The following is an 18,670-nucleotide window of genomic DNA, read 5'->3' on the forward strand; positions in this document are numbered from 1 at the left end:
CGGCTAAATACTTGCCGACCAGACTTCCCGGCGCACCATGTGTACCCAGCTTAGCTGACCGCTGGTTGAGCTTGCCGAAACCAGGTTACGGCAAGCTCAACCAGCGCGCCGTCAGCTGACGAGCGCCGCGATTCCGATGGCGGCCGTCGCGGCACCCAGCACCATGGACACCGTCACCAGGACCACATGGACCGTGAGGAACTTCGTGGCCTTGCCGGCGGCGTCCCGCGCCCGCGGGTCCTTCATGACGCGGCGCAGGAACTGCGGCCACACCACCAGGGACCATACGCCCGAAACGATCAGGACCAGGGCCAGGAAGGCGGGGACGTCCACGGGACTAGTGGCTTTCGAGCCAGGCCTGGGCCTGCTGCGACTGGATGTTCAGTGCCTTGCCCACCATGGGCTCGGCGGCGTCGGCAATCTTGCCGCCCAGGAACGGCACGGAGGACGTGACGTTGCCTTCAAGTTCAACGCGCGTGCTGCCGCCGTCCGCCACGAGACGCTGCACCGCGGCCACGTCGATCGGCGCGCCGGCGATCTTCAGGGAGATGGTGCTCTGGCGCGAACCGTCGGCTGCCGGGGCATCCCAGTTTTCCACCTGGGTCACCTTCAGGCTTTCGCCGACGAACTTGCGGGCGATTTCCGGCAGGCGCGTCGTGGGGAGGGTGCGCACCGACGTGGTGCTGAATTCCCCGGCGATGTCGCCCGCCACGGTGAAGGACTCGAGGGTGCCGCCGACGTATTCGCTGGTGTGGCGCTGGAAGTCCTCGTTCGCGAAGACTGCGGTGACGCTGTCGACGCCGTGGGGAAGGGTGGTGGATGCACTCAGTGCCATTGATCCTCCGTCGTTGTGGGGCAGAACGCTTTTTGCTCACCACATCCTACGGGGTTGGCCGCGATTCCCCGGCACCGGTGCGTCAGGCAGCGGGCCCTGCGACGCCGGTTTTCTCCTCAGCGGACAGCCTCCGGGCTGCCGCGGTAATGTTGCGGGACATGGCCGGGAAGATGATGCTGTGGAACGGAAGAACGGCCAGCCAGTAGAGCCGCCCGCTGAGTCCTCTGGGGAAGAAAATCGCCCGCTGGCGGTAAAGGCTTCCCGTGCCGTCGGGCTCCACGCAGAGCTCCAGCCAGGCGCGTCCCGGTGCACGCATTTCTGCCCGGAGGCGGAGCAGCTGGCCGCGCTCGATCCGTTCCACGCGCCACCAGTCCACCACCTCACCTGCTACCAAATGGTGCGGATGCCGCCGGCCGCGGAGCAGGCCCGCTCCGCCCGAGAGCTTGTCCAGCCAGCCGCGGACGCTCCACGCCAGTGGGAGCGAGTACCAGCCGTTGCGGCCGCCGATCCCCTCGATGATCGTCCACACGTGTGACGGGTCCACGTCGCTGGCAAAGGTCCGCTCGTCGACGTACACCCTGTGCCCGGCCCAGCCCGGATCGCTCGGCAGCGGGTCGGCATCCGCTCCGGCGTTGGCCCAGGTGGTTTCCACCTGGCCGTCGCGTTCCTTGCCGAGTGCCAGGGCCACGGCCCTGCGGTAGCCGGTGAGACCGCCGTCGGGCTGCCTGATGTAGCTGTCGATGTCATGTTCGGCCGAGACGGCATCGTGCTGGAGCGACTGGACCAGCGGCACGGACATGGACAGCGGAATCGGAGTCACCAGGGCAACCCACAGTCCGGCAAGCTTGGGTGCCGGCACTGGAAGCGCCAGGACCGGCCGCGCCGGCAGGCCTGCCTCGGCCGCATACTCCTTCATCATGCCGGCGTACGTCAGGACATCCCGGCAGCCGATGTCGAAAGTGCGGTTGAGGGGTTCCGTCAGTGCGGCGGCTCCGACGAGGTAGTAGAGCACGTCCCGGACGGCGATGGCTTCGATCCGGTTGCGGACCCAGCTGGGCGCCGGCATGAGGGGCAGGGTTTCGGCGAGGTGGCGGATCATTTCGAACGACGCCGAGCCGGAGCCGATGACAACCCCGGCCTGGAACACGATGGCGTCCACTGGGCCGGAGAGAAATACCTCTCCCACCGCCTCGCGGGAGCGCATATGCGTTGACAGTGCCGTGTTGCGCGGGTGCAGGCCACCCAGATAAACGATCCGCCGGACGGAGGCTGCCGCGGCAGCACCGGCCACGAGCTCGGCCATGGCCTTTTCCTTGGCTTCGAAACCGGAGCCCGCCGCCATGGAATGGACCAGGTAATACAGCACGTCTACGCCCTGCAGGGCTTCCTTCAGCGCCGCGGAGTCGTCGAGGCTGCTGCGGACCACCTCGACGTCGTCGAACCACGGCACGCCGGCGATTTTCTCCGGGGACCGGACCAGCACCTTGACTCGGTGGCCGGCGTCCAGCAGGCGCGGGACCAGCCGCCCGCCGATGTACCCGGTGGCGCCGGTGACAAGTACTGTCCGGGCCTCGAGGCTACGGGCCTCGTCCGGCCGGGCCGCGTCTGTCCCAGCATCCTGGCCGGCGCTGGCCCCAGCCGTGCCGCCGGGGCTGCTGACAATTCCGCTGCTGTCATTTCCGTTTTGGTCGCTCACGGGAGTCTCCTTGGGGCGGCGGCATGGCCGTGCTGGACGTCAGGATGTGCTGAACTTCGCCTGCTCAGCAAGCTTAGCAATGCGGCACCCAGGGCCCGGATGCCGCCTATGTGCCCGCAGGGGTAGGCTGGGAGCCCCGGCATTCGCAAGAATCTCGGCTTTTCGTGTTGCCTGCGTTCGAATGAGATTCCAGGAGATCCTGCCCATGAGCTCCAAAGGCCAGAGCCCCAAAGGCCAGCCCTCCAACAGCCTGCCCCTCGACGGCCTGCGCCGCGCCCTTCAGGCGGACAGGACGTTCGCCCGGGTGCAGGCCGAGGCGGCGCGGAGCTTCAGCGTCCGCAGCGAGGACTACCAGATCAGCGCCCCGGCAGGTTTGCGGCCCGTGCTCCTGGCGGAGATGGCGGACGGCCTGGTGAAGACCGCAGAAAACGACGGCGCCGCCGCGGAACACACCGCGCAGGGTGTCGTCCTCGCCGTCACCGCCACGGGACGCGAGGCCGAGGATCTTGCCGCCGCGCTCCGCGCCTACCTGCCGGCCAACGCCGTGGCCGAGTTCCCCAGCTGGGAAACCCTCCCACACGAGCGGCTCTCGCCGCGTTCGGATACTGTGGGCCGCCGTCTGTCCGTCCTGCGGCGCCTGGCGCATCCTGAAGAGGCAGCCCACGCGGCAGGCGCAGCCCGCCCGGAAAACGCAGGGGGACCCCTCCGCGTCGTCGTGGCTCCCGTCCGCGCCGTGCTCCAGCCGATCGTGGCCGGCCTGGGCGACCTCGTTCCGGTGACGCTGAAGGTCGGCCAGGAGGTGCCGTTCACTGACGTGATCAAGAACCTGGCGGCTGCCGCCTACGCCCGCGTGGACATGGTCACCCGCCGCGGTGAGTTCGCCGTCCGCGGTGGCATGCTCGACGTCTTCCCGCCCACCGAGGACCACCCCATCCGGGTGGAGTTCTTCGGGGACGAGGTGGACCAGATGCGCTGGTTCGCCGTCGCCGACCAGCGCTCGCTGTCCGCTCCCGGCGTGCATCACCCCACCGAACTCCATGCCCCGCCCTGCCGGGAAATCCTGATCACGCCATCGGTCATGTCCCGCGCTGCCACGCTGAAGTCCCAGCTGCCCGCTGCTGCCGACATGCTGGAGAAGATCGCCGGCGGCATCGCCGTGGAGGGCATGGAATCCCTGGCGCCGGTCCTCGTGGACGCCATGGTCCCGTTCATGGAACAGCTACCCGCGGGGTCCATCTCCGTGGTCATCGAACCGGAGAAGGTCCGCACCCGTGCGCACGACCTCGCGGCCACCAACGAGGAGTTCCTGGAGGCCGCCTGGTCCACGGCCTCGGACGGCGGAACCGCGCCGCTCGACCTCAGCTCCCAGGCGTCGGCGGCCCTGCACTCCGCCAGCTTCCGTTCGCTGGCCGAGACCCGGTCGGCGGCCCTCGGTCACGAGGTGTCCTGGTGGTCCATCACCTCGCTGGCGACGGACGAGGAACTGACGCCGGACATCGACGTGCTCAACCTCCACGCCCGCGAACCCCGCGGCTACCAGGGCGACGTGGCGGAAATGATGGACTTCATCGGCTCGCATGTGCGGGACCAGTGGCGGATCGTGGTGGCCACCGAAGGCCCGGGTCCGGCGCAGCGCCTGGCCGAGCTGTTCCACGACGCGGACATCCCCTGCGCCCGGGTGGACACACTGGACCACGAACCCCAGGCGGGGATCATCGAGGTGACCACCGCCGCCGTCGGACGCGGTTTTGTCCTCGACGGACTGAAACTCGGTCTCCTGACCGAGGCCGACCTCCTGGGCCGCACGTCCGCGGGCTCCACGAAGGACATGCGCCGCATGCCGTCCAAGCGGCGGAACGCCGTCGATCCGCTGCAGCTGGTGGCCGGCGACCATGTGGTGCACGAACAGCACGGCATCGGCCGGTTCGTGGAGCTTTTGCAGCGCAAGGTGGCGGGGGGCAGCGACGGTGTGCGCGAGTACCTCGTCCTGGAGTACGCGGCGTCGAAGCGCGGGGCGCCGGGGGACAGGCTGTTCGTCCCCACCGACCAGCTGGACCAGGTGACGCGCTACGTCGGCGGCGACACTCCCGTACTCAGCAAGATGGGCGGCGCGGACTGGGCCAGCACCAAATCCAAGGCGCGCCGGGCCGTCAAGGAAATCGCCGGCGAGCTCATCCGGCTCTACTCGGCCCGGATGGCGTCGCGCGGCCATGCCTTCGCGCCGGACACGCCGTGGCAGCGCGAGCTGGAGGAGGCCTTCCCGTACGTGGAGACCCCGGACCAGCTCACCACCATCAACGAGGTCAAGGCCGACATGGAGCGGGAGATCCCCATGGACCGGCTGGTCTCGGGCGACGTCGGCTACGGCAAGACCGAGATCGCCGTCCGCGCCGCCTTCAAGGCGGTGCAGGACGGCAAGCAGGTGGCGGTGCTGGTGCCCACCACCCTGCTGGCCCAGCAGCACTATGAGACGTTCACCGAGCGGTTCTCCGGCTTCCCGCTGCGCGTGAAGCCGCTGTCCCGGTTCCAGGCGTCGAAGGAAGCCAAGGAAACGGCCGAGGGCGTGAAGAACGGCTCCGTGGACGTGGTGATCGGCACGCACCGGCTGCTGTCCAAGGACTTCGAGTTCAAGGATCTCGGCCTGGTCATCGTGGACGAGGAGCAGCGTTTCGGCGTCGAGCACAAGGAAGCGCTGAAGAAGATGCGCACCAACGTAGACGTCCTTGCCATGAGTGCCACCCCGATTCCGCGCACCCTGGAGATGTCCCTGACCGGCATCCGCGAAACTTCCACGCTGGCCACCCCGCCGGAGGAGCGCCACCCCGTGCTCACCTATGTGGGCCCGTACACGGACAAGCAGACCTCCGCGGCCATCCGCCGCGAACTGATGCGCGAAGGCCAGGTGTTCCTGGTGCACAACCGCGTGTCCACGATTGAAAAGACCGCGGCCAAAATCCGCGAACTTGTCCCCGAAGCCAGGGTGGAGGTGGCACATGGCAAGATGTCCGAGAGCCGCCTGGAGCAGATGATCGTGGACTTCTGGGAGAAGCGCTTCGACGTCCTCGTGTGCACCACCATCATCGAAACCGGCCTGGACATCTCCAACGCCAACACCCTGATTGTGGACGGCGCGGACAAGTACGGACTGTCGCAGCTCCACCAGCTGCGCGGACGCGTCGGCCGCGGCCGCGAACGCGCCTATGCCTACTTCCTCTACCCCTCTGAGAAGCCCCTCGGCGAGGTGGCCCTGGAGCGGCTGAAGGCCGTGGCCACCCACAACGAACTCGGCGCGGGCATGCAGCTGGCCATGAAGGACCTGGAAATCCGCGGCGCCGGCAACCTGCTGGGCGGTGAACAGTCCGGCCACATCCAGGGCGTCGGCTTCGACCTCTACATCCGGCTGGTGGGCGAGGCCGTGGCCGAGTACCGCGGCGAAGCCGAGGAGAAGGCCGCCGACATGAAGATCGAGCTGCCCGTCAACGCGCACCTGCCGCACGACTACGTGCCGGGGGAGCGGCTGCGGCTGGAGGCCTACCGGAAGCTGGCATCGGCACTCACCAACGAGGCCATCGACGAAGTCCTCGCCGAGCTCGTGGACCGCTACGGTGAGCCGCCACTGCCCGCCCAGAACCTCGTCGCCGTGGCACGCTTCAGGGTGGGAGCCCGCGAAGCCGGGCTCTCCGACGTCGCCCTGCAGGGGAACTTCATCAAGTTCTCGCCGGCGCAGCTGCCCGAATCGAAGACCATGCGGCTCAACCGGATGTACCCCGGCGCGCAGGTCAAGCCCGCCCTCGACGCCGTCCTCATCCCCAAGCCGAAGACGGCAAGGATCGGCGGCCGCGACCTGCAGGACGCCGAAATCCTGGCCTGGGCCGACGGCGTCATCCGCAACATCTTTTCGGACGCTCCGGTCCCGCTCGAAGCCACGAAGGGCTAGCCGTGATGGGAGGACACCACGCCGCGTCAGGGGCCGCGGCGTGGGTGGCTATTGCCTCGACGGGGCCGTACACCCTGGGCTGGTATCCGCTGGACGCCACCGGAGTGCTGATCGGCGGCATGGCGACGGCGGGCACCGCACTCGTGTGCGACTGGGACCACCGCTCCAGCACCGTGGCGCACTCGCTGCCGCCGCTGTCCAACATGATCGCGGTAGGCATCGAGAATGCCAGCGGCGGCCACCGGCAGGGCACGCATTCGGTGCTGGGGGCGGCCATGTTCGTGCTGCTCGCCGCGGTGGCGGCGCAGATCCAGGTGGATACGCCGTGGGGCGTGCTGTCCGTCGGCGCCGGGCTGCTGTGCATGTTCATGATCAACATCGCGGCCAAGGCGTTGAAGCTGTTTCCGAAGTCCGGGTGGATCAGCAACTGGATCTTCGCCCTGGTCATGGCCGGCCTGGTGACCTGGTTTGCACCGCACCAGTGGACGTGGCTGCCCATGTCCATGCTGATCGGCGTCGTGGTCCACATTGTGGGGGACATGGTGACCACCGGGGGAGTTCCCCTGCTCTGGCCGCTGGTGATCAAGCCGCCACGGTTCCTGCGCCGGTTGTGGGTATTGCGGAACTTCTGGCGGCCCAACGGCGCCTTCTCCATCCCGTTGCTGGGCAGGGCCGGATCGCGGCGGGAGTGGCTGGTGCTGATCCCGGTGAGCGGCTACGCCATGGTGGGAATGTGCCTGGCTGCTTGGTCACTGGCCGGCGCGCACTTCCCTGCGGCGCTGGCCCTGGCCGGCCGGCTGGCGAGCAGCCTGCTCGGGTTAACCTGATCCAGCGTTAAAAGCCGAAGCCCCGGAACATTCCGGGGCTTCGGCTTCAAAGTCTGCGGGGCGTTTAGTACTCGCCGGCGCTGTCCGAGCGGCCGGTGATGGTCTGCGGGATCCAGAAGGCGAGGGCGAACAGGCCAAGGCACACGGCCATCGGCCACGGGTTCTCCAGGGACAGGAAGGACAGCGAGTAGATGGCGCCCAGGAAGAGGGCCATGATGACCACAAAGAGAACGATACTGCCCATCAGGGTGTTCTCGTTCTGGGGCGTCTTTACCTGCTGGTCAATCTTGCTGGACATTCATTCCTCCTCGGCCCCGCGGGGCTCAGACTGTGGCTGCCGCCGGTCAGTACGCAGACGAACCCTGTTCGCCTTTGACGATTGCAATACCGGAGCTGGCGCCAATACGTGTTGCACCTGCAGCAATCATAGCCTGTGCGTCCTCGAGGGAACGCACGCCGCCGGAGGCCTTGACGCCCACGTCCGGGCCCACGGTGCGCCGCATGAGGGCCACATCTTCGACCGTGGCGCCGCCGCCGTTGAAGCCCGTTGAGGTCTTAACGAAGTCGGCGCCGGCCTCAACGGCCGCCTCGCAGGCCAGGACTTTCTGGTCATCGCTGAGCAGGGCCGTCTCGATGATGACCTTGAGGATCGCCTCGCCCTGGTGGACGGCCTCGGCGACGGCCTTGATGTCGTCCACCAAGGCGCCCTTGTCCGAGGCCCTGGCCGCAGCGATGTTGATGACCATGTCCACTTCATCGGCACCGTCCAGCACAGCCCCGCGGGCCTCGAAAGCCTTGACATCGGCGGGCGCGGCGCCCAGCGGGAATCCCACCACGGAACACGTGAGCACACCGGGGCCCTTGAGCGCCGTCTTCACCGTCTTGACCCACACCGGGTTAACACACACCGACTTGAACCTGTACTCGGCGGCCTCGGCACACACCTTGAGGATGTCCGCCTCGCTGGCCTCCGGCTTCAGCAGCGTGTGGTCGATGAAGGAAGCGATGCCCTGCGCCACGCTGCCCTCCGCGGGAGATCCTGCGGGGCTGGTCGCGGTGCCCGTGCCGGGGCTGGCTTCGTTGCTCATGCTGGTCCTTTCCATGGGCCTTTGGCCGAAGGCGCCCCGGGTGTCGCGGCGCCCTTGCGAACCATCCTGCCACAGCAGGAAAGCTAGGCAGCGGTGGCCAGTTGCCCCACGGAAAGTGCCGCCATCAGCTCCGCCGCGCAGACGCCGGCAGCGGACCCGGACGCCACCAGCAGACCCAGCCGCACGCCGTCGAACGCTGCCGCATCCCCGACGGCCCAAATGCCCGGCATGGAGGAGCGGAAGTCGCGCCCGACGACGATCCCGCCGGCCGCTGCCGTCATCACGCCGGCGGCGGCGGCCAGGCCGTCCCGGGGCGTGCGGTCCTCGGCGAGGACCACCAGGTCGCCGCTCATGCGGCTGCCGTCCTCGAACACGACGCCGGCAGCCGGCAGTACCGAGCCGGCAAGCGTTGGCACGACGGCGGCGGGCCGGGCAGTGGTGCGGACCGGCCGGACGCCGCGGGCGCGGAGCACCGCTTCGGCCTGCCCGGCGGCGGGACCCGTGCCCACCAGAATGCCAAGCGGCCTGCGGCCGAGGACCCGGGTGACTTCCTTGACGGCGTGGCCGATCTTCGCGGCGTCATCGATGGTGGAGTAGCTGAGGCAGCGGCCGGAGCCTTCGACAGGGGCGTCCACCGGGGCCGAGCCGGTGGCGATGACCAGCTGGTCGTAGCCGAATTCCATGCCGTCGGCGGTGGTGACCACCTTGCCGGCGGCGTCGATGTGGCTGGCGGGCTGGCCGAAGCGCACGGAGACGAACGGCAGGGCGGCCAGTTCCATCAGATCGCCGGGGGCGTCGTCGCGGCTGCTCAGCACCGTGACGGTTCCGGGGAACTGTACGGCGGCCAGCTGGGCCACGAGGGCCTGGGCGGCCGGGCCTGCCCCGGCGATGAGGATCTTCGATGCGGAGATTGCGGTAGCGGACGCGGCTGCCGTCGAGAGGGAGGTGCCGGAGGTGGGGGACAATGCCGGAGCGGACATGTGCAGGCCCTTTCGCTGGTGGCCATCGTGCGGCCGGTGTGCTTGATGAACCCCAGCGTAGGCGTCCGATTTTTCCGGGGTGTTTCCCGGGTGTTGCCTATTTTTCCCTGCCCGTTCGCCACTATTTACTGACCGGTAATGAGGTGGGTCACACCGTGGCGCCTGCAAGGCAACAAGGCAACGCGGTGTCACTTAGCGCCCAATTTCCGGAGTGGATTGGGCGTTAAGTGACCCTCCCCGCCCGCACCCTAGCCTCGCAAGCTCGGCCAGGGAACCCTGCGGGCGTGGGCCCCCGTTGCGGTAAAGGGCTAGACGCGGATGCGGTAGCCGCGCTTCACCACCGTTTCCACGAGCTTGCCGTCGGGCAGGGAAGAGCGGAGCCGGCTGACCGTCATGTCCAGCGCGTGCACCGAGCCACGCAGTTCCAGCAGCTCGGAGAGGGACTCCCGCGACAGGACCGCGCCGCCGGCGCCCAGGAGCGCGCGGAGCAGCAGCAGCGGCGCCGGGGCGATCTCCACCGCCTCGCCGTCAATGCGCAGCGACCGGCCACGCAGTTCCACGTTCCCGGACCGCGTGTCGAGGCGCCGCACATGGTTCAGCGCTAGGTGCTCGCACACCAGCCTGATCAGCGCGCCCATCCGGAACCTTTCCGGCACCAGGGGAGTGATGCCCGCGTCCAGCAGCGGCTGCGCGGTCACGGGGCCAACGACGGCGGTTGTCACCGAGGTCTTGAGGCTCTCCACGAGCTGCTTGTACAGCCCCATCTCGTGGGCCGTGCTCCACATGGCGTCCACGGCCGGGGCACTGGTGAACGTCAGGACGTCCAGGTTGCCGCTGCACGCGGCCTCGATCAGGCGGGGGAGCCGGTCGGCGCCGTCGGGCTTCACCCAGCGGTACGGGGTCACGGTCAGGACCGTGGCACCGGACATCCGCAGCCGTTCCAGCTGGCGGACATCCGTGTAGCCGTGCAGCTGCACCGCCACGGTCTTGCCGCGCACGCCCTCGGCCAGCAGCATGTCCACCAGCGTTGCGGTGGTTTCGTCGCTGCTGATTCCGACGTCGGCCAGGCCAGCCGCGCGCACAGCGCCGCGGGCCTTGGGCCCGCGGACGAACATCCGGCAGGCGCCCAGGGTTTCCAGCAGTTCCTCACCGATCCCCGAAGCGTCCGCCGCCTCGCACCAGCGGCGCATGCCGTAGGCGGTGGTAGCGATGCAGAAGTCGGGCTTGGCCGCGATGATCGCCTTGGTGTCCTCGATAAGGCTGACGTCCTCGTTCACGGGGGCGATCTTCAGTGCCGGGGCGTGCAGGACCTCGGCGCCGCGGCGTTCCAGGGCCTCGATGAGGTCCCGCGAACGGCGGTGGGACGTCACGCCGATCCGGAAACCCTCCAGCGGGGCCTCGGCTGCCGCCTCCGGAGCGGTTTCGGTGGGCGCGGTTCCGGTGAGTGCAGCGCCGGTGACTGCTGTCTCGGCGGGTGATGTTTCGGTGGGGGCTAGTGCATTCATTGCGTTCATGCCTATCACGAACCCAGCAGCGAGGCCGCCAGACGGTCGAGTTCCGCCTCGGCCTCGGCATGCCCGCGGTTGGCCTCAGCCACCCGCACCACCTCGCCGATCACCAGGACGGCGGGATTGCTGCAGCCGGCGGCGGCAGTGGTGATGTTTCCCAGTTCCGCGATGGTGGTCTTCTGGCCCGGCCGGTAGCCGCGTTCCACCACGGCCATGGGCATGTCGGCCCGCATTCCGGCGCGGCGGAGGCCCGCGGCGAGGTGGTGCAGCGTGCCGATGCCCATCAGCACCACAATGGTCCCGCCCAGGCCAGCCAGGTGCGTCAGTTCCTTCTCCGTGAGCGGCGCGTGGCCGGACACGACGGTGAACATGTGGCTGACTTCACGGTGCGTCACGGGAATGCCGGCGGCAGCCGGCACGGAGATGGCGCTGGTGACGCCGGAAATCACCCGGACGGGGACGCCGGCGGCGACGCAGGAGGCAACTTCCTCGCCGCCGCGGCCGAAGACGTACGGGTCACCGCCCTTGAGGCGCACCACGTTGTTGCCTTCCAAGGCGGAAGCGACCATGAGCTTCTCGATGTCGCCCTGGCTCACCTTGTGGTGTCCCGGGCGCTTTCCGACGTCGACGAGCTCGGCGGAGGTGAGGGACGCCAGCTCCTGGTACGGGGCCAGCCGGTCGTAGAACACGACGTCGGCATCGCGCAGCGCCTTGACGGCGGCCACGGTCAGCAGCTCGCCGGTGCCCGGGCCGCCGCCAACCAGCGTGACGTGGCCGGCCCGGCCGGCGGCAGGCTCGGCCGCCACCGGGATGCCGGCGGCGCGGCAGCGGTCCAGCAGCGGCTCCCAGCCGGTCTGGCCGTCGTCGACGGCCGCGACGAGGAACGGGCGCTCGGGGAGGGGACCATCGTGCCCGGCACCCTGCGGGGTGCTGAGGCGGGAGACGACGGCGCCGGCTGCCTCGTAGCGTCGGACGGCCTGGCGGGCAGCGAAGTCCGAGCCGGTGACCAGGACGTCGCGGCCGGTGAGATCAATGCGGAGCTGCATGCCTATACCTCGTTCTTGTCGAGCAGATCCGGCGTGGAGGGCCGCACGGGGATGGAGGCCCCGATCAGCACCTTTCCTTTTTCCTCGGGCGTTGCCGGGCGCATCTGGCCCCGCTCGTCCGGGACGAAGGTGATGGAATCGTCCTTCTGGTCGGGGGCGTTGACGAAGGAGCGGAACCGGCGGAGGCGCTCGGGGTCCTTCAGAGTGTCGGCCCACTCGTCGATGTAGGTGTCGACGTGCTTGGCCATGGCTGCCTCGAGGTCCTCGGCGATGCCCAGGGTGTCCTTGACCACCACGTCCTCGACGTGCTTGATGCCGCCGTCGAGCTCTTCCTGCCAGCGTGCGGTGCGCTGCAGGCGGTCGGCGGTGCGGATGTAGTACATGAAGTAGCGGTCGATGTACTTGATCAGGGTTTCGTCATCGAGGTCCTTGGCCAGGAGCTGGGCGTGGGCCGGGGTGGCACCGCCGTTGCCGCCGACGTACAGGTTCCAGCCGTCCGCGGTGGCGATCACGCCGACGTCCTTGCCGCGGGCTTCGGCGCATTCGCGGGCGCAGCCGGAGACGCCCATCTTCAGCTTGTGCGGGCTGCGGAGGCCACGGTAGCGGAGCTCGAGCTGGATGGCCATGGCCACCGAGTCCTGGACGCCGAAGCGGCACCAGGTGGAACCGACGCATGACTTCACCGTGCGCAGGCTCTTGCCGTACGCCTGTCCGGACTCGAAGCCGGCGTCCACCAGTTCCTTCCAGATTTCCGGCAGCTCCTCGAGCCGGGCGCCGAACATGTCGATGCGCTGGCCGCCGGTGATCTTGGTGTACAGGTTGTACTTTTCGGCGACGGCGGCAATGACGCCGAGCTTCTTCGGGGTGATCTCGCCGCCGGCGATGCGGGGGACCACCGAGTAGGTGCCGTCCTTCTGCATGTTGGCCAGGGCGCGGTCGTTGGTGTCCTGCAGGGTGCCGCGGCCGGCGTCCAGCACGTAGGCGCTGTTTTGGCTGGCGAGGATGTTGCCGATGGTCGGCTTGCAGATGTCGCAGCCGGCGCCGGTGCCGTACTTGGCCATGATCTCCTCGAAGGAGGTCAGTTCCAGGACGCGGATGGCGTCGAACAGTTCCTGGCGGGACAGTTCGATGTGCTCGCAGAGGGCCTTGGAGACCTCGACGCCGGACTTGGTCAGCTCGGTTTCCAGCAGCTTCTTCAGCATGGGCACGCAGGAACCGCACTGGGTGCCGGCGCGGGTGCAGCCCTTGAGTTCGCCGAGTTCCTGGACGGGGGCGTTGCCGTCACAGGCGCCGCAGCCGTTGATGGCGTCGCGGATAGTTCCGGCGGTCACGTTGTTGCAGGAGCACAGGGTGGCGTCGTCCGGCAGTTCGGTTTCGGGGGCGTCGCCGCCGCCGGCCGCGCTGAGGAACGCTCCGGGTTCGGCGGGAAGTTCGCGGCCCAGGAGCGGACGCAGGCTCATGTACGGTGACGCGTCGCCCACGAAGATGCCGCCCAGGAGGGTCTTGGCGTCGTCAGTGGTGACAATCTTCTGGTAGACGCCGCGGGCCGGGTCGGCATAGACGATCTCGAGGGCGTGCTCGGTCTTGGCGAAGGCGTCGCCGAAGCTGGCCACATCCACGCCGGACAGCTTCAGCTTGGTGGCGGTGTCGAAGCCGGGGAAGGTTGCATCCCCGCCGTGCAGGCGGTCCGCCACGATCTCGGCCATGGTGTTGGCCGGGGCGACGAGACCCAGGCACATGCCGCCGAAGTTGGCGACCTCACCGATGGCCCAGATGCCCGGTACCTCAGTGGCGCAGTAGTCGTTGATGACCACACCGCCGCGCTGGCCCAGGCTGAAGAGCTGTTCCTCGCCCTCGGCCGCACGGAAGAGTTCGTCGCGGGGCCGGACGCCGATGGCGACGATCACCATGTCGGCATCGATGGTGCGGCCGTCGGCCATGAGGACACCCGTGACCTGGCCTTCGCCGTCGGAAAGCACTTCCGACGGGAACACGCCGCCGTGGACTTCGAAGCCCTTGGCCTTGATGAGGCGGCCCATTGCCTGGCCAGCTCCTTCATCGAGCTGCGTGGCCATCAGCCACTGCGAACCGTCGATGACGATCGGCGTGGCGCCCAGCTGTTCCGTGCCGGCAGCCGACTCGAGGCCGAGGAGGCCGCCACCGATGGTGACGGCGTTGACCTTGCGGCCAAGTTTTTCCGTCAGTTCGGCGATGGCCTTGTTAATGGCCCAGACGTCTTCAAGCGTGCGGTACACGTGGGTGAGCTCGGCGCCCGGGATCGGCAGGCGGGCGGCATTCGACCCAGTGGCGACCACCAGTTCGTCGTATTCGTACGTGTTGCCGGCTGCGGTATCCACCGTCTTGGCCTCGGCGTTGATCTTGACCACGCGCTCGCCGGTCTTCAGGTCCACCGAAGCGTGGTCCCACATGGCGGCCTCACCCAGGGTGAGGTCGTAGTCCATATCGGTGAGGGCCTTGGAGAGCGCCACCCGGTCATAGGGGAGGTGGGCTTCCTCAGTGAGGACAGTGACATGCCAGCCTTCGAGGCCACGGGCATGCATGGCATCGGCAAAACGGTGGGCTGCAGGGCCGCCGCCGGCGACCACAATGCGGCGCGGAGTCGATGAGGTTGAAGTCTGTTCGGTCACTGTGGGCCTTTCGCTGGGCCGCAGACGGTGCTCTGCAGCTTGTGCGTCCAGCCTAGGGAGGCGCAGTTTCGCTTCAGTTTCCCAATTGTTTCGTGAACTTAACTTCTGCATCACGGGATTGTTTCGGGCCCTGTGAGGTGTCTTTTACGTTCTTGACACATTGACTGCACCCCGTCGAAACACCGTCACCCTAGCTTTGGACTACGGCCGCAGCGGCGGCAGAAGCAGGCGCAAACACACGCCTCGCAGGACCGGGCCGCCGCCGGAAAGCACGCAAAGGGAGAGGAGCCGGACATGACGGCAACACTGGAACTTGAGGATCTCGCCACCGGATATGCGGCAGGCTGGCACCGCGTCTGCGCGGTGGAGGACCTGGAACTGGCCTGGGGCGAAGCGGCACTCGTGGCCGGCCGGCAGGTGGCCCTGTTCCGCACGGGCCCCGGTGAGGTCTTCGCCGTCGCGCAGGAGGACCCGGCCACCGGCGCCTTCGTGATGGCGCGCGGCATCCTCGGATCACGGGGCACGCGCCCCACCATCGCCTCGCCGCTGCACAAGGAGGTTTACGACCTCGAGACGGGTGAATGCTTCGGCAACGCGGACCTGCGCCTGGCCGCGTTCAGCACGCGCATCGTGGACGGCTTCATCGAGGTTGAGCTCTAAGGCTGAAGCTCCCAGCGGCCCGCCCTTAATGGGCCGGCCAGCCCCTAATCGCCCGGGCCCGCCCTTAGTTGGCCGGGCCTGCCCTACAGGCCCAGGGCCTCGCGCACGTCAGTGAGCACCTGGTCCAGCGCGGCCCTCGCCGCCAGCCGGGCTTCGGGCAGTTCAGCGGCGGAGCCGACGCTCTGGACAACCTCCAGGTAGCACTTGAGTTTCGGCTCCGTGCCGCTCGGCCGGATGATCACGCGGCTGAGGTCGCGGGTCACATAGAGCAGCCCGTCGGTCGGAGGCAGCTGTTCGCTGCCTTCGGCCAGATCCACGAATGACTCCACGGCCGACCCGCCGAACGATTCGGGCGGGTTCACGCGCAACCGGTTCATCATGGCGTCCAGCAGGCCGAGGTCACCCACGCGGATGCTCAGCTGGTCGCTGGCGTGGAGCCCGTGCACCAGGTACAGCTCGTCCAGGGTGTCGAAGATCGTCTTGCCCTCGGCCTTGGCTGCGGCGGCCAATTCCGCAATCAGCACCGCGGCGGACAGCCCGTCCTTGTCCCGGACCAGGTCCGGAGCAACGCAGTAACCCAGCGCCTCCTCATAGCCGTAGACGAGGCCCGGCACCCGCGAAATCCACTTGAACCCGGTCAGCGTTTCCTCATGGGCGTACCCGGCTGCGGCGGCGATGTGTGAAAGCAGCCGCGACGAAACAATCGAATTGGCGAACACGCCGCCGGCAGCATCCGCTCCAGCAGCATCCGCTCCAGTGGGGTCCGCTCTGATTGCGTCGGTTTTGGAGGCGGCCAGGCGCGCCACGACGTGTGCTCCCAGAAGGGCGCCCACCTCGTCGCCCCGCAGCATCCGCCACGCGCCCGTGTCCGGGTCCTTCGCGGCCACCGCGGCACGGTCCGCGTCCGGGTCGTTGGCCAGAACGATGTCTGCGTCCGCCTGCATCGCCTCACCCAGGGCCAGATCCAGGGCGCCGGCTTCCTCAGGGTTGGGAAAACTGACGGTGGGGAAGTCCGGGTCCGGCTCCGCCTGTTCGCTGACGAGCGTCACGTCGGTGAATCCGGCTGCCTCCAGAACGGAGACTGCTGTCGCTCCGCCGACGCCGTGCAACGGTGTCAGGACGATCTTCAGGTCCCGGGCCGGGAAGAGCCCGCGGTCGGCAAGCCCTGCCGTGGCGGCCTCGTAGTCCTGGACGATCCGGTCGTCCAGGACCGTCCAGCCGTCCTGGGCCAGGGGGATCGCGGCAAGGTCGCCCGCCTTGCTGATGTCGGTGGCGATCAGGGCGTCGTACGGCGCTACTATCTGTGCGCCCCGGCCGCTTTCCTCCACCGCATGCCGGCCGAGGTACACCTTGTAGCCGTTATCCTGCGGGGGGTTGTGGCTGGCTGTGACCATCACGCCCCCGTCGCACTCCAGAGCCCGGACCGCATACGCCAGCAGCGGCGTCGGCAGGGGAGCCGGCATCAGGAACGTCTCGATGCCCGCCGCAGTGAACACCGCCGCCGTCTCCTTCGCGAAAATGTCGGAGTTGTAGCGGGCGTCATAGCCGACGACGGCGCGTGGCCGTGTTCCGGGGGCGGCCTCCGCCACCGTCCGGACCAGGAAATTGGCGAAGCCCGCCGCCGCACGGCGGACCACGACGCGGTTCATCCGGTTGGGCCCCGGACCCAGGGCGGCACGCAGGCCGGCCGTTCCGAACTGCAACGTGCCCCGGAAGCTGTCCTCAAGGTCCTGCCGGGCGGCGGGCGTGCCGGCCTCGGTGAGCTTCACGAGTTCGGTCAGCGTTGCCGCGGTCCGGGGATCCGGATCCTGGGCGGCCCAGGCGCGGGCGTCGTTGAGCAGCTGCAGGTCGGCTTCGGAAGACGTCATGGCATCCAAACTATCGTCAAAGTTCGGCGGAGCGGCGCCGGACGGGGCTGCTGACCGGTTACAACTCGCCGGTCCGTGGCGGCCGAGCCCTGCTTGACAAGAGATTCTGGACACGTACTGTCTTGGTTGTGAAGTTGAACCAGGGGGTGGAGTGGGCCCTCCACTGCTGCGTCAACATGGCATGGGCGCCCGCCGGCGAACCAATCAGCAGCGGCCGGATGGCCGAGCTGTATAAGCTGCCGCCGGCGTACCTGAACAAGCAGCTTCAGTGCCTGGTGCGGGCAGGCGTCCTGCAGTCCGTGTCCGGCCCGAGGGGAGGGTTCCAGTTGGCCCGGCGGCCTGACCGGATCTCGGTGCTGGACGTGGTGCTGGCCATCGAAGGCCGGGACCTGGCCTTCCGCTGCGACGGCATCCTGGAGAACTGCCCCGGCGGTGATGCGGGGGAGGACTACTTCCGCAGCTGCATCATTTCGCAGTCAATGCGCCAGGCGGAGCTGGCCTGGCGGACCGAACTCGCACGGCAGTCCGTGGCGGGCATAGCGGAGTCCCTCGAACGGCGGTTCCCCGAGGCTCGGGCCAGCTCGCTCGCCCAACTCCTCGGCAACAACAACGCGGGGTCACTTAGCGCCCCTTCCGAAGCCCGCAACGGGCGCTAAGTGACCCCGCCCGGCTCTTCCCCCGCGTTGCGGTCAGAGCCGGCCGATAATCTCCGCGAGGAGCTTGGAGATGCGAGGCCCCGCAGCGTGTCCGGCTTCGAGCACCTCCTCATGGCTCAGCGGCGTCGGGCTGATGCCGGCCGCGAGATTGGTGACCAGCGAGATGCCGAAGACCTCCATGCCGGCGTGCCGCGCAGCGATGGCCTCCAGCGCCGTCGACATGCCCACCAGGTCGGCACCGATCCGCTTGGCGTACTGCACCTCGGCCGGCGTCTCGTAGTGCGGGCCGGTGAACTGGGCGTAGACACCTTCGGCCAGCGACGGGTCCACCTCGCGGGCCAAATCCCGGATCCGCGAGGAGTACAGATCGGTCAGGTCCACGAAGGTGGCGCCCTCGAGCGGTGACGCCGCGGTGAGGTTGATGTGATCTTTGATGAGCACAGGGGTGCCGGGCGCCCAGTCTTCGTTCAGCCCGCCGCAGCCGTTGGTGATTACCAGGATCCGGCAGCCTGCGGCGGCAGCGGTGCGCACGCCGTGGGCAACGGCACGGACGCCTTTGCCCTCGTAGTAGTGTGTGCGGGCGCCGAGGACCAGTGCCCGCTTGCCTCCACGCGTCAGCACCGACCGGATGGTGCCCACGTGTCCCTCCACCGCGGGAGCCGAAAATCCGGGGACCTCCGACGCCGCCAGCGTGGCAGTGGTCTCGCCGATGAGGTCGGCAGCCTCGGCCCAGCCTGAACCCAGGACCAGGGCGACGTCGTGCTTTGCGACGCCGGTCTCCGCCGCGATGTAGTCCGCGGCCGTCCGCGCCGCCTCGAAGGGATCCGTGTCCGGGAATTCTGTTGTGCTCACCCGGTCCAAGCTACCGTGCCGGAGCTGGTGCGGGCAGCAGAAACGCGCCCTAGCGGGCTGCCCGGCCGG

15 protein-coding genes are annotated in these 18,670 nt (G+C 68.4%); 4 read left to right on the plus strand and 11 right to left on the minus strand.

The window, feature by feature from the left end:
• Positions 1 to 111: 111 nt before the first annotated feature.
• The 3 genes from LFT45_RS07315 to LFT45_RS07325 all read right to left on the minus strand — a co-directional run bounded on the left by LFT45_RS07315 (position 112) and on the right by LFT45_RS07325 (position 2,369).
• Positions 112 to 333: an SCO4848 family membrane protein gene (locus LFT45_RS07315; RefSeq protein ID WP_102970715.1), complete on the minus strand. Its 222-nt coding sequence runs from the start codon at positions 331 to 333 to the stop codon at positions 112 to 114.
• Between the two features lie 4 nt (positions 334 to 337).
• Positions 338 to 835 (minus strand): DUF2505 domain-containing protein, encoded by a 498-nt coding sequence (locus LFT45_RS07320; protein ID WP_236807729.1) that lies wholly within the window; start codon positions 833 to 835, stop codon positions 338 to 340.
• Between the two features lie 82 nt (positions 836 to 917).
• Positions 918 to 2,369, minus strand: coding sequence for an SDR family oxidoreductase (locus tag LFT45_RS07325; protein WP_236809122.1), 1,452 nt, complete (start codon positions 2,367 to 2,369; stop codon positions 918 to 920).
• A gap of 367 nt (positions 2,370 to 2,736) precedes the next feature.
• Here LFT45_RS07325 and mfd point away from each other — a divergent pair, with 367 nt between their 5' ends.
• Both mfd and LFT45_RS07335 read left to right on the plus strand, forming a co-directional pair.
• Positions 2,737 to 6,468, plus strand: coding sequence for a transcription-repair coupling factor (mfd, locus tag LFT45_RS07330; RefSeq protein ID WP_236807730.1), 3,732 nt, complete (start codon positions 2,737 to 2,739; stop codon positions 6,466 to 6,468).
• A gap of 5 nt (positions 6,469 to 6,473) precedes the next feature.
• Entirely contained in the window at positions 6,474 to 7,295 is an 822-nt protein-coding gene (locus tag LFT45_RS07335; protein ID WP_236807731.1) for a metal-dependent hydrolase, read from the plus strand.
• Positions 7,296 to 7,359: 64 nt separating this feature from the next.
• Here the strand turns inward: LFT45_RS07335 and LFT45_RS07340 are convergent, their stop codons facing one another.
• The 6 genes from LFT45_RS07340 to nirB form a co-directional block, all read right to left on the minus strand.
• Positions 7,360 to 7,593, minus strand: coding sequence for a DUF4407 domain-containing protein (locus LFT45_RS07340; RefSeq protein ID WP_236807732.1), 234 nt, complete (start codon positions 7,591 to 7,593; stop codon positions 7,360 to 7,362).
• Positions 7,594 to 7,639: 46 nt separating this feature from the next.
• Entirely contained in the window at positions 7,640 to 8,383 is a 744-nt protein-coding gene (deoC, locus tag LFT45_RS07345; protein ID WP_236807733.1) for a deoxyribose-phosphate aldolase, read from the minus strand.
• Positions 8,384 to 8,466: 83 nt separating this feature from the next.
• Positions 8,467 to 9,363: an FAD-dependent oxidoreductase gene (locus tag LFT45_RS07350; protein WP_236807734.1), complete on the minus strand. Its 897-nt coding sequence runs from the start codon at positions 9,361 to 9,363 to the stop codon at positions 8,467 to 8,469.
• A gap of 308 nt (positions 9,364 to 9,671) precedes the next feature.
• Positions 9,672 to 10,868 (minus strand): uroporphyrinogen-III synthase, encoded by a 1,197-nt coding sequence (locus LFT45_RS07355; protein WP_236807735.1) that lies wholly within the window; start codon positions 10,866 to 10,868, stop codon positions 9,672 to 9,674.
• 14 nt (positions 10,869 to 10,882) lie between these two features.
• The gene (gene cobA / locus LFT45_RS07360; RefSeq protein ID WP_236807736.1) at positions 10,883 to 11,917 is read right to left on the minus strand and encodes a uroporphyrinogen-III C-methyltransferase; all 1,035 of its coding nucleotides are present in this window, start codon (positions 11,915 to 11,917) and stop codon (positions 10,883 to 10,885) included.
• A 2-nt stretch (positions 11,918 to 11,919) separates the two neighbouring features.
• Complete coding sequence (gene nirB / locus LFT45_RS07365) at positions 11,920 to 14,565, minus strand: nitrite reductase large subunit NirB (RefSeq protein ID WP_236807737.1); 2,646 nt, start codon at positions 14,563 to 14,565, stop codon at positions 11,920 to 11,922.
• 294 nt (positions 14,566 to 14,859) lie between these two features.
• Here nirB and nirD point away from each other — a divergent pair, with 294 nt between their 5' ends.
• On the plus strand, positions 14,860 to 15,225 hold the full coding sequence (gene nirD / locus LFT45_RS07370; protein ID WP_102970722.1) for a nitrite reductase small subunit NirD: 366 nt from the start codon (positions 14,860 to 14,862) through the stop codon (positions 15,223 to 15,225).
• An 83-nt stretch (positions 15,226 to 15,308) separates the two neighbouring features.
• On the opposite strand, the gene LFT45_RS07375 is transcribed toward nirD, so the two are convergent.
• Positions 15,309 to 17,093 (minus strand): phospho-sugar mutase, encoded by a 1,785-nt coding sequence (locus LFT45_RS07375; protein ID WP_236807738.1) that lies wholly within the window; start codon positions 17,091 to 17,093, stop codon positions 15,309 to 15,311.
• 128 nt (positions 17,094 to 17,221) lie between these two features.
• Here LFT45_RS07375 and LFT45_RS07380 point away from each other — a divergent pair, with 128 nt between their 5' ends.
• Positions 17,222 to 17,749: an RrF2 family transcriptional regulator gene (locus LFT45_RS07380; RefSeq protein WP_236807739.1), complete on the plus strand. Its 528-nt coding sequence runs from the start codon at positions 17,222 to 17,224 to the stop codon at positions 17,747 to 17,749.
• A 33-nt stretch (positions 17,750 to 17,782) separates the two neighbouring features.
• On the opposite strand, the gene LFT45_RS07385 is transcribed toward LFT45_RS07380, so the two are convergent.
• Entirely contained in the window at positions 17,783 to 18,601 is an 819-nt protein-coding gene (locus LFT45_RS07385) for a purine-nucleoside phosphorylase (protein WP_236807740.1), read from the minus strand.
• Positions 18,602 to 18,670: the final 69 nt, after the last annotated feature.

The organism is Arthrobacter sp. FW305-BF8, assembly GCF_021789315.1.
In the GTDB taxonomy this organism is placed as follows: domain Bacteria; phylum Actinomycetota; class Actinomycetes; order Actinomycetales; family Micrococcaceae; genus Arthrobacter.

Coding starts and splice junctions, on each gene's coding strand:
- LFT45_RS07340 (WP_236807732.1), bottom strand. CDS start 7,593: ATGTCCAGCAAGATTGACCAGCAGGTAAAGACGCCCCAGAACGAGAAC.
- LFT45_RS07355 (WP_236807735.1), bottom strand. CDS start 10,868: ATGAATGCACTAGCCCCCACCGAAACATCACCCGCCGAGACAGCAGTC.
- deoC (WP_236807733.1), bottom strand. CDS start 8,383: ATGAGCAACGAAGCCAGCCCCGGCACGGGCACCGCGACCAGCCCCGCA.
- LFT45_RS07350 (WP_236807734.1), bottom strand. CDS start 9,363: ATGTCCGCTCCGGCATTGTCCCCCACCTCCGGCACCTCCCTCTCGACG.
- LFT45_RS07320 (WP_236807729.1), bottom strand. CDS start 835: ATGGCACTGAGTGCATCCACCACCCTTCCCCACGGCGTCGACAGCGTC.
- LFT45_RS07335 (WP_236807731.1), top strand. CDS start 6,474: ATGGGAGGACACCACGCCGCGTCAGGGGCCGCGGCGTGGGTGGCTATT.
- LFT45_RS07375 (WP_236807738.1), bottom strand. CDS start 17,093: ATGACGTCTTCCGAAGCCGACCTGCAGCTGCTCAACGACGCCCGCGCC.
- cobA (WP_236807736.1), bottom strand. CDS start 11,917: ATGCAGCTCCGCATTGATCTCACCGGCCGCGACGTCCTGGTCACCGGC.
- nirD (WP_102970722.1), top strand. CDS start 14,860: ATGACGGCAACACTGGAACTTGAGGATCTCGCCACCGGATATGCGGCA.
- mfd (WP_236807730.1), top strand. CDS start 2,737: ATGAGCTCCAAAGGCCAGAGCCCCAAAGGCCAGCCCTCCAACAGCCTG.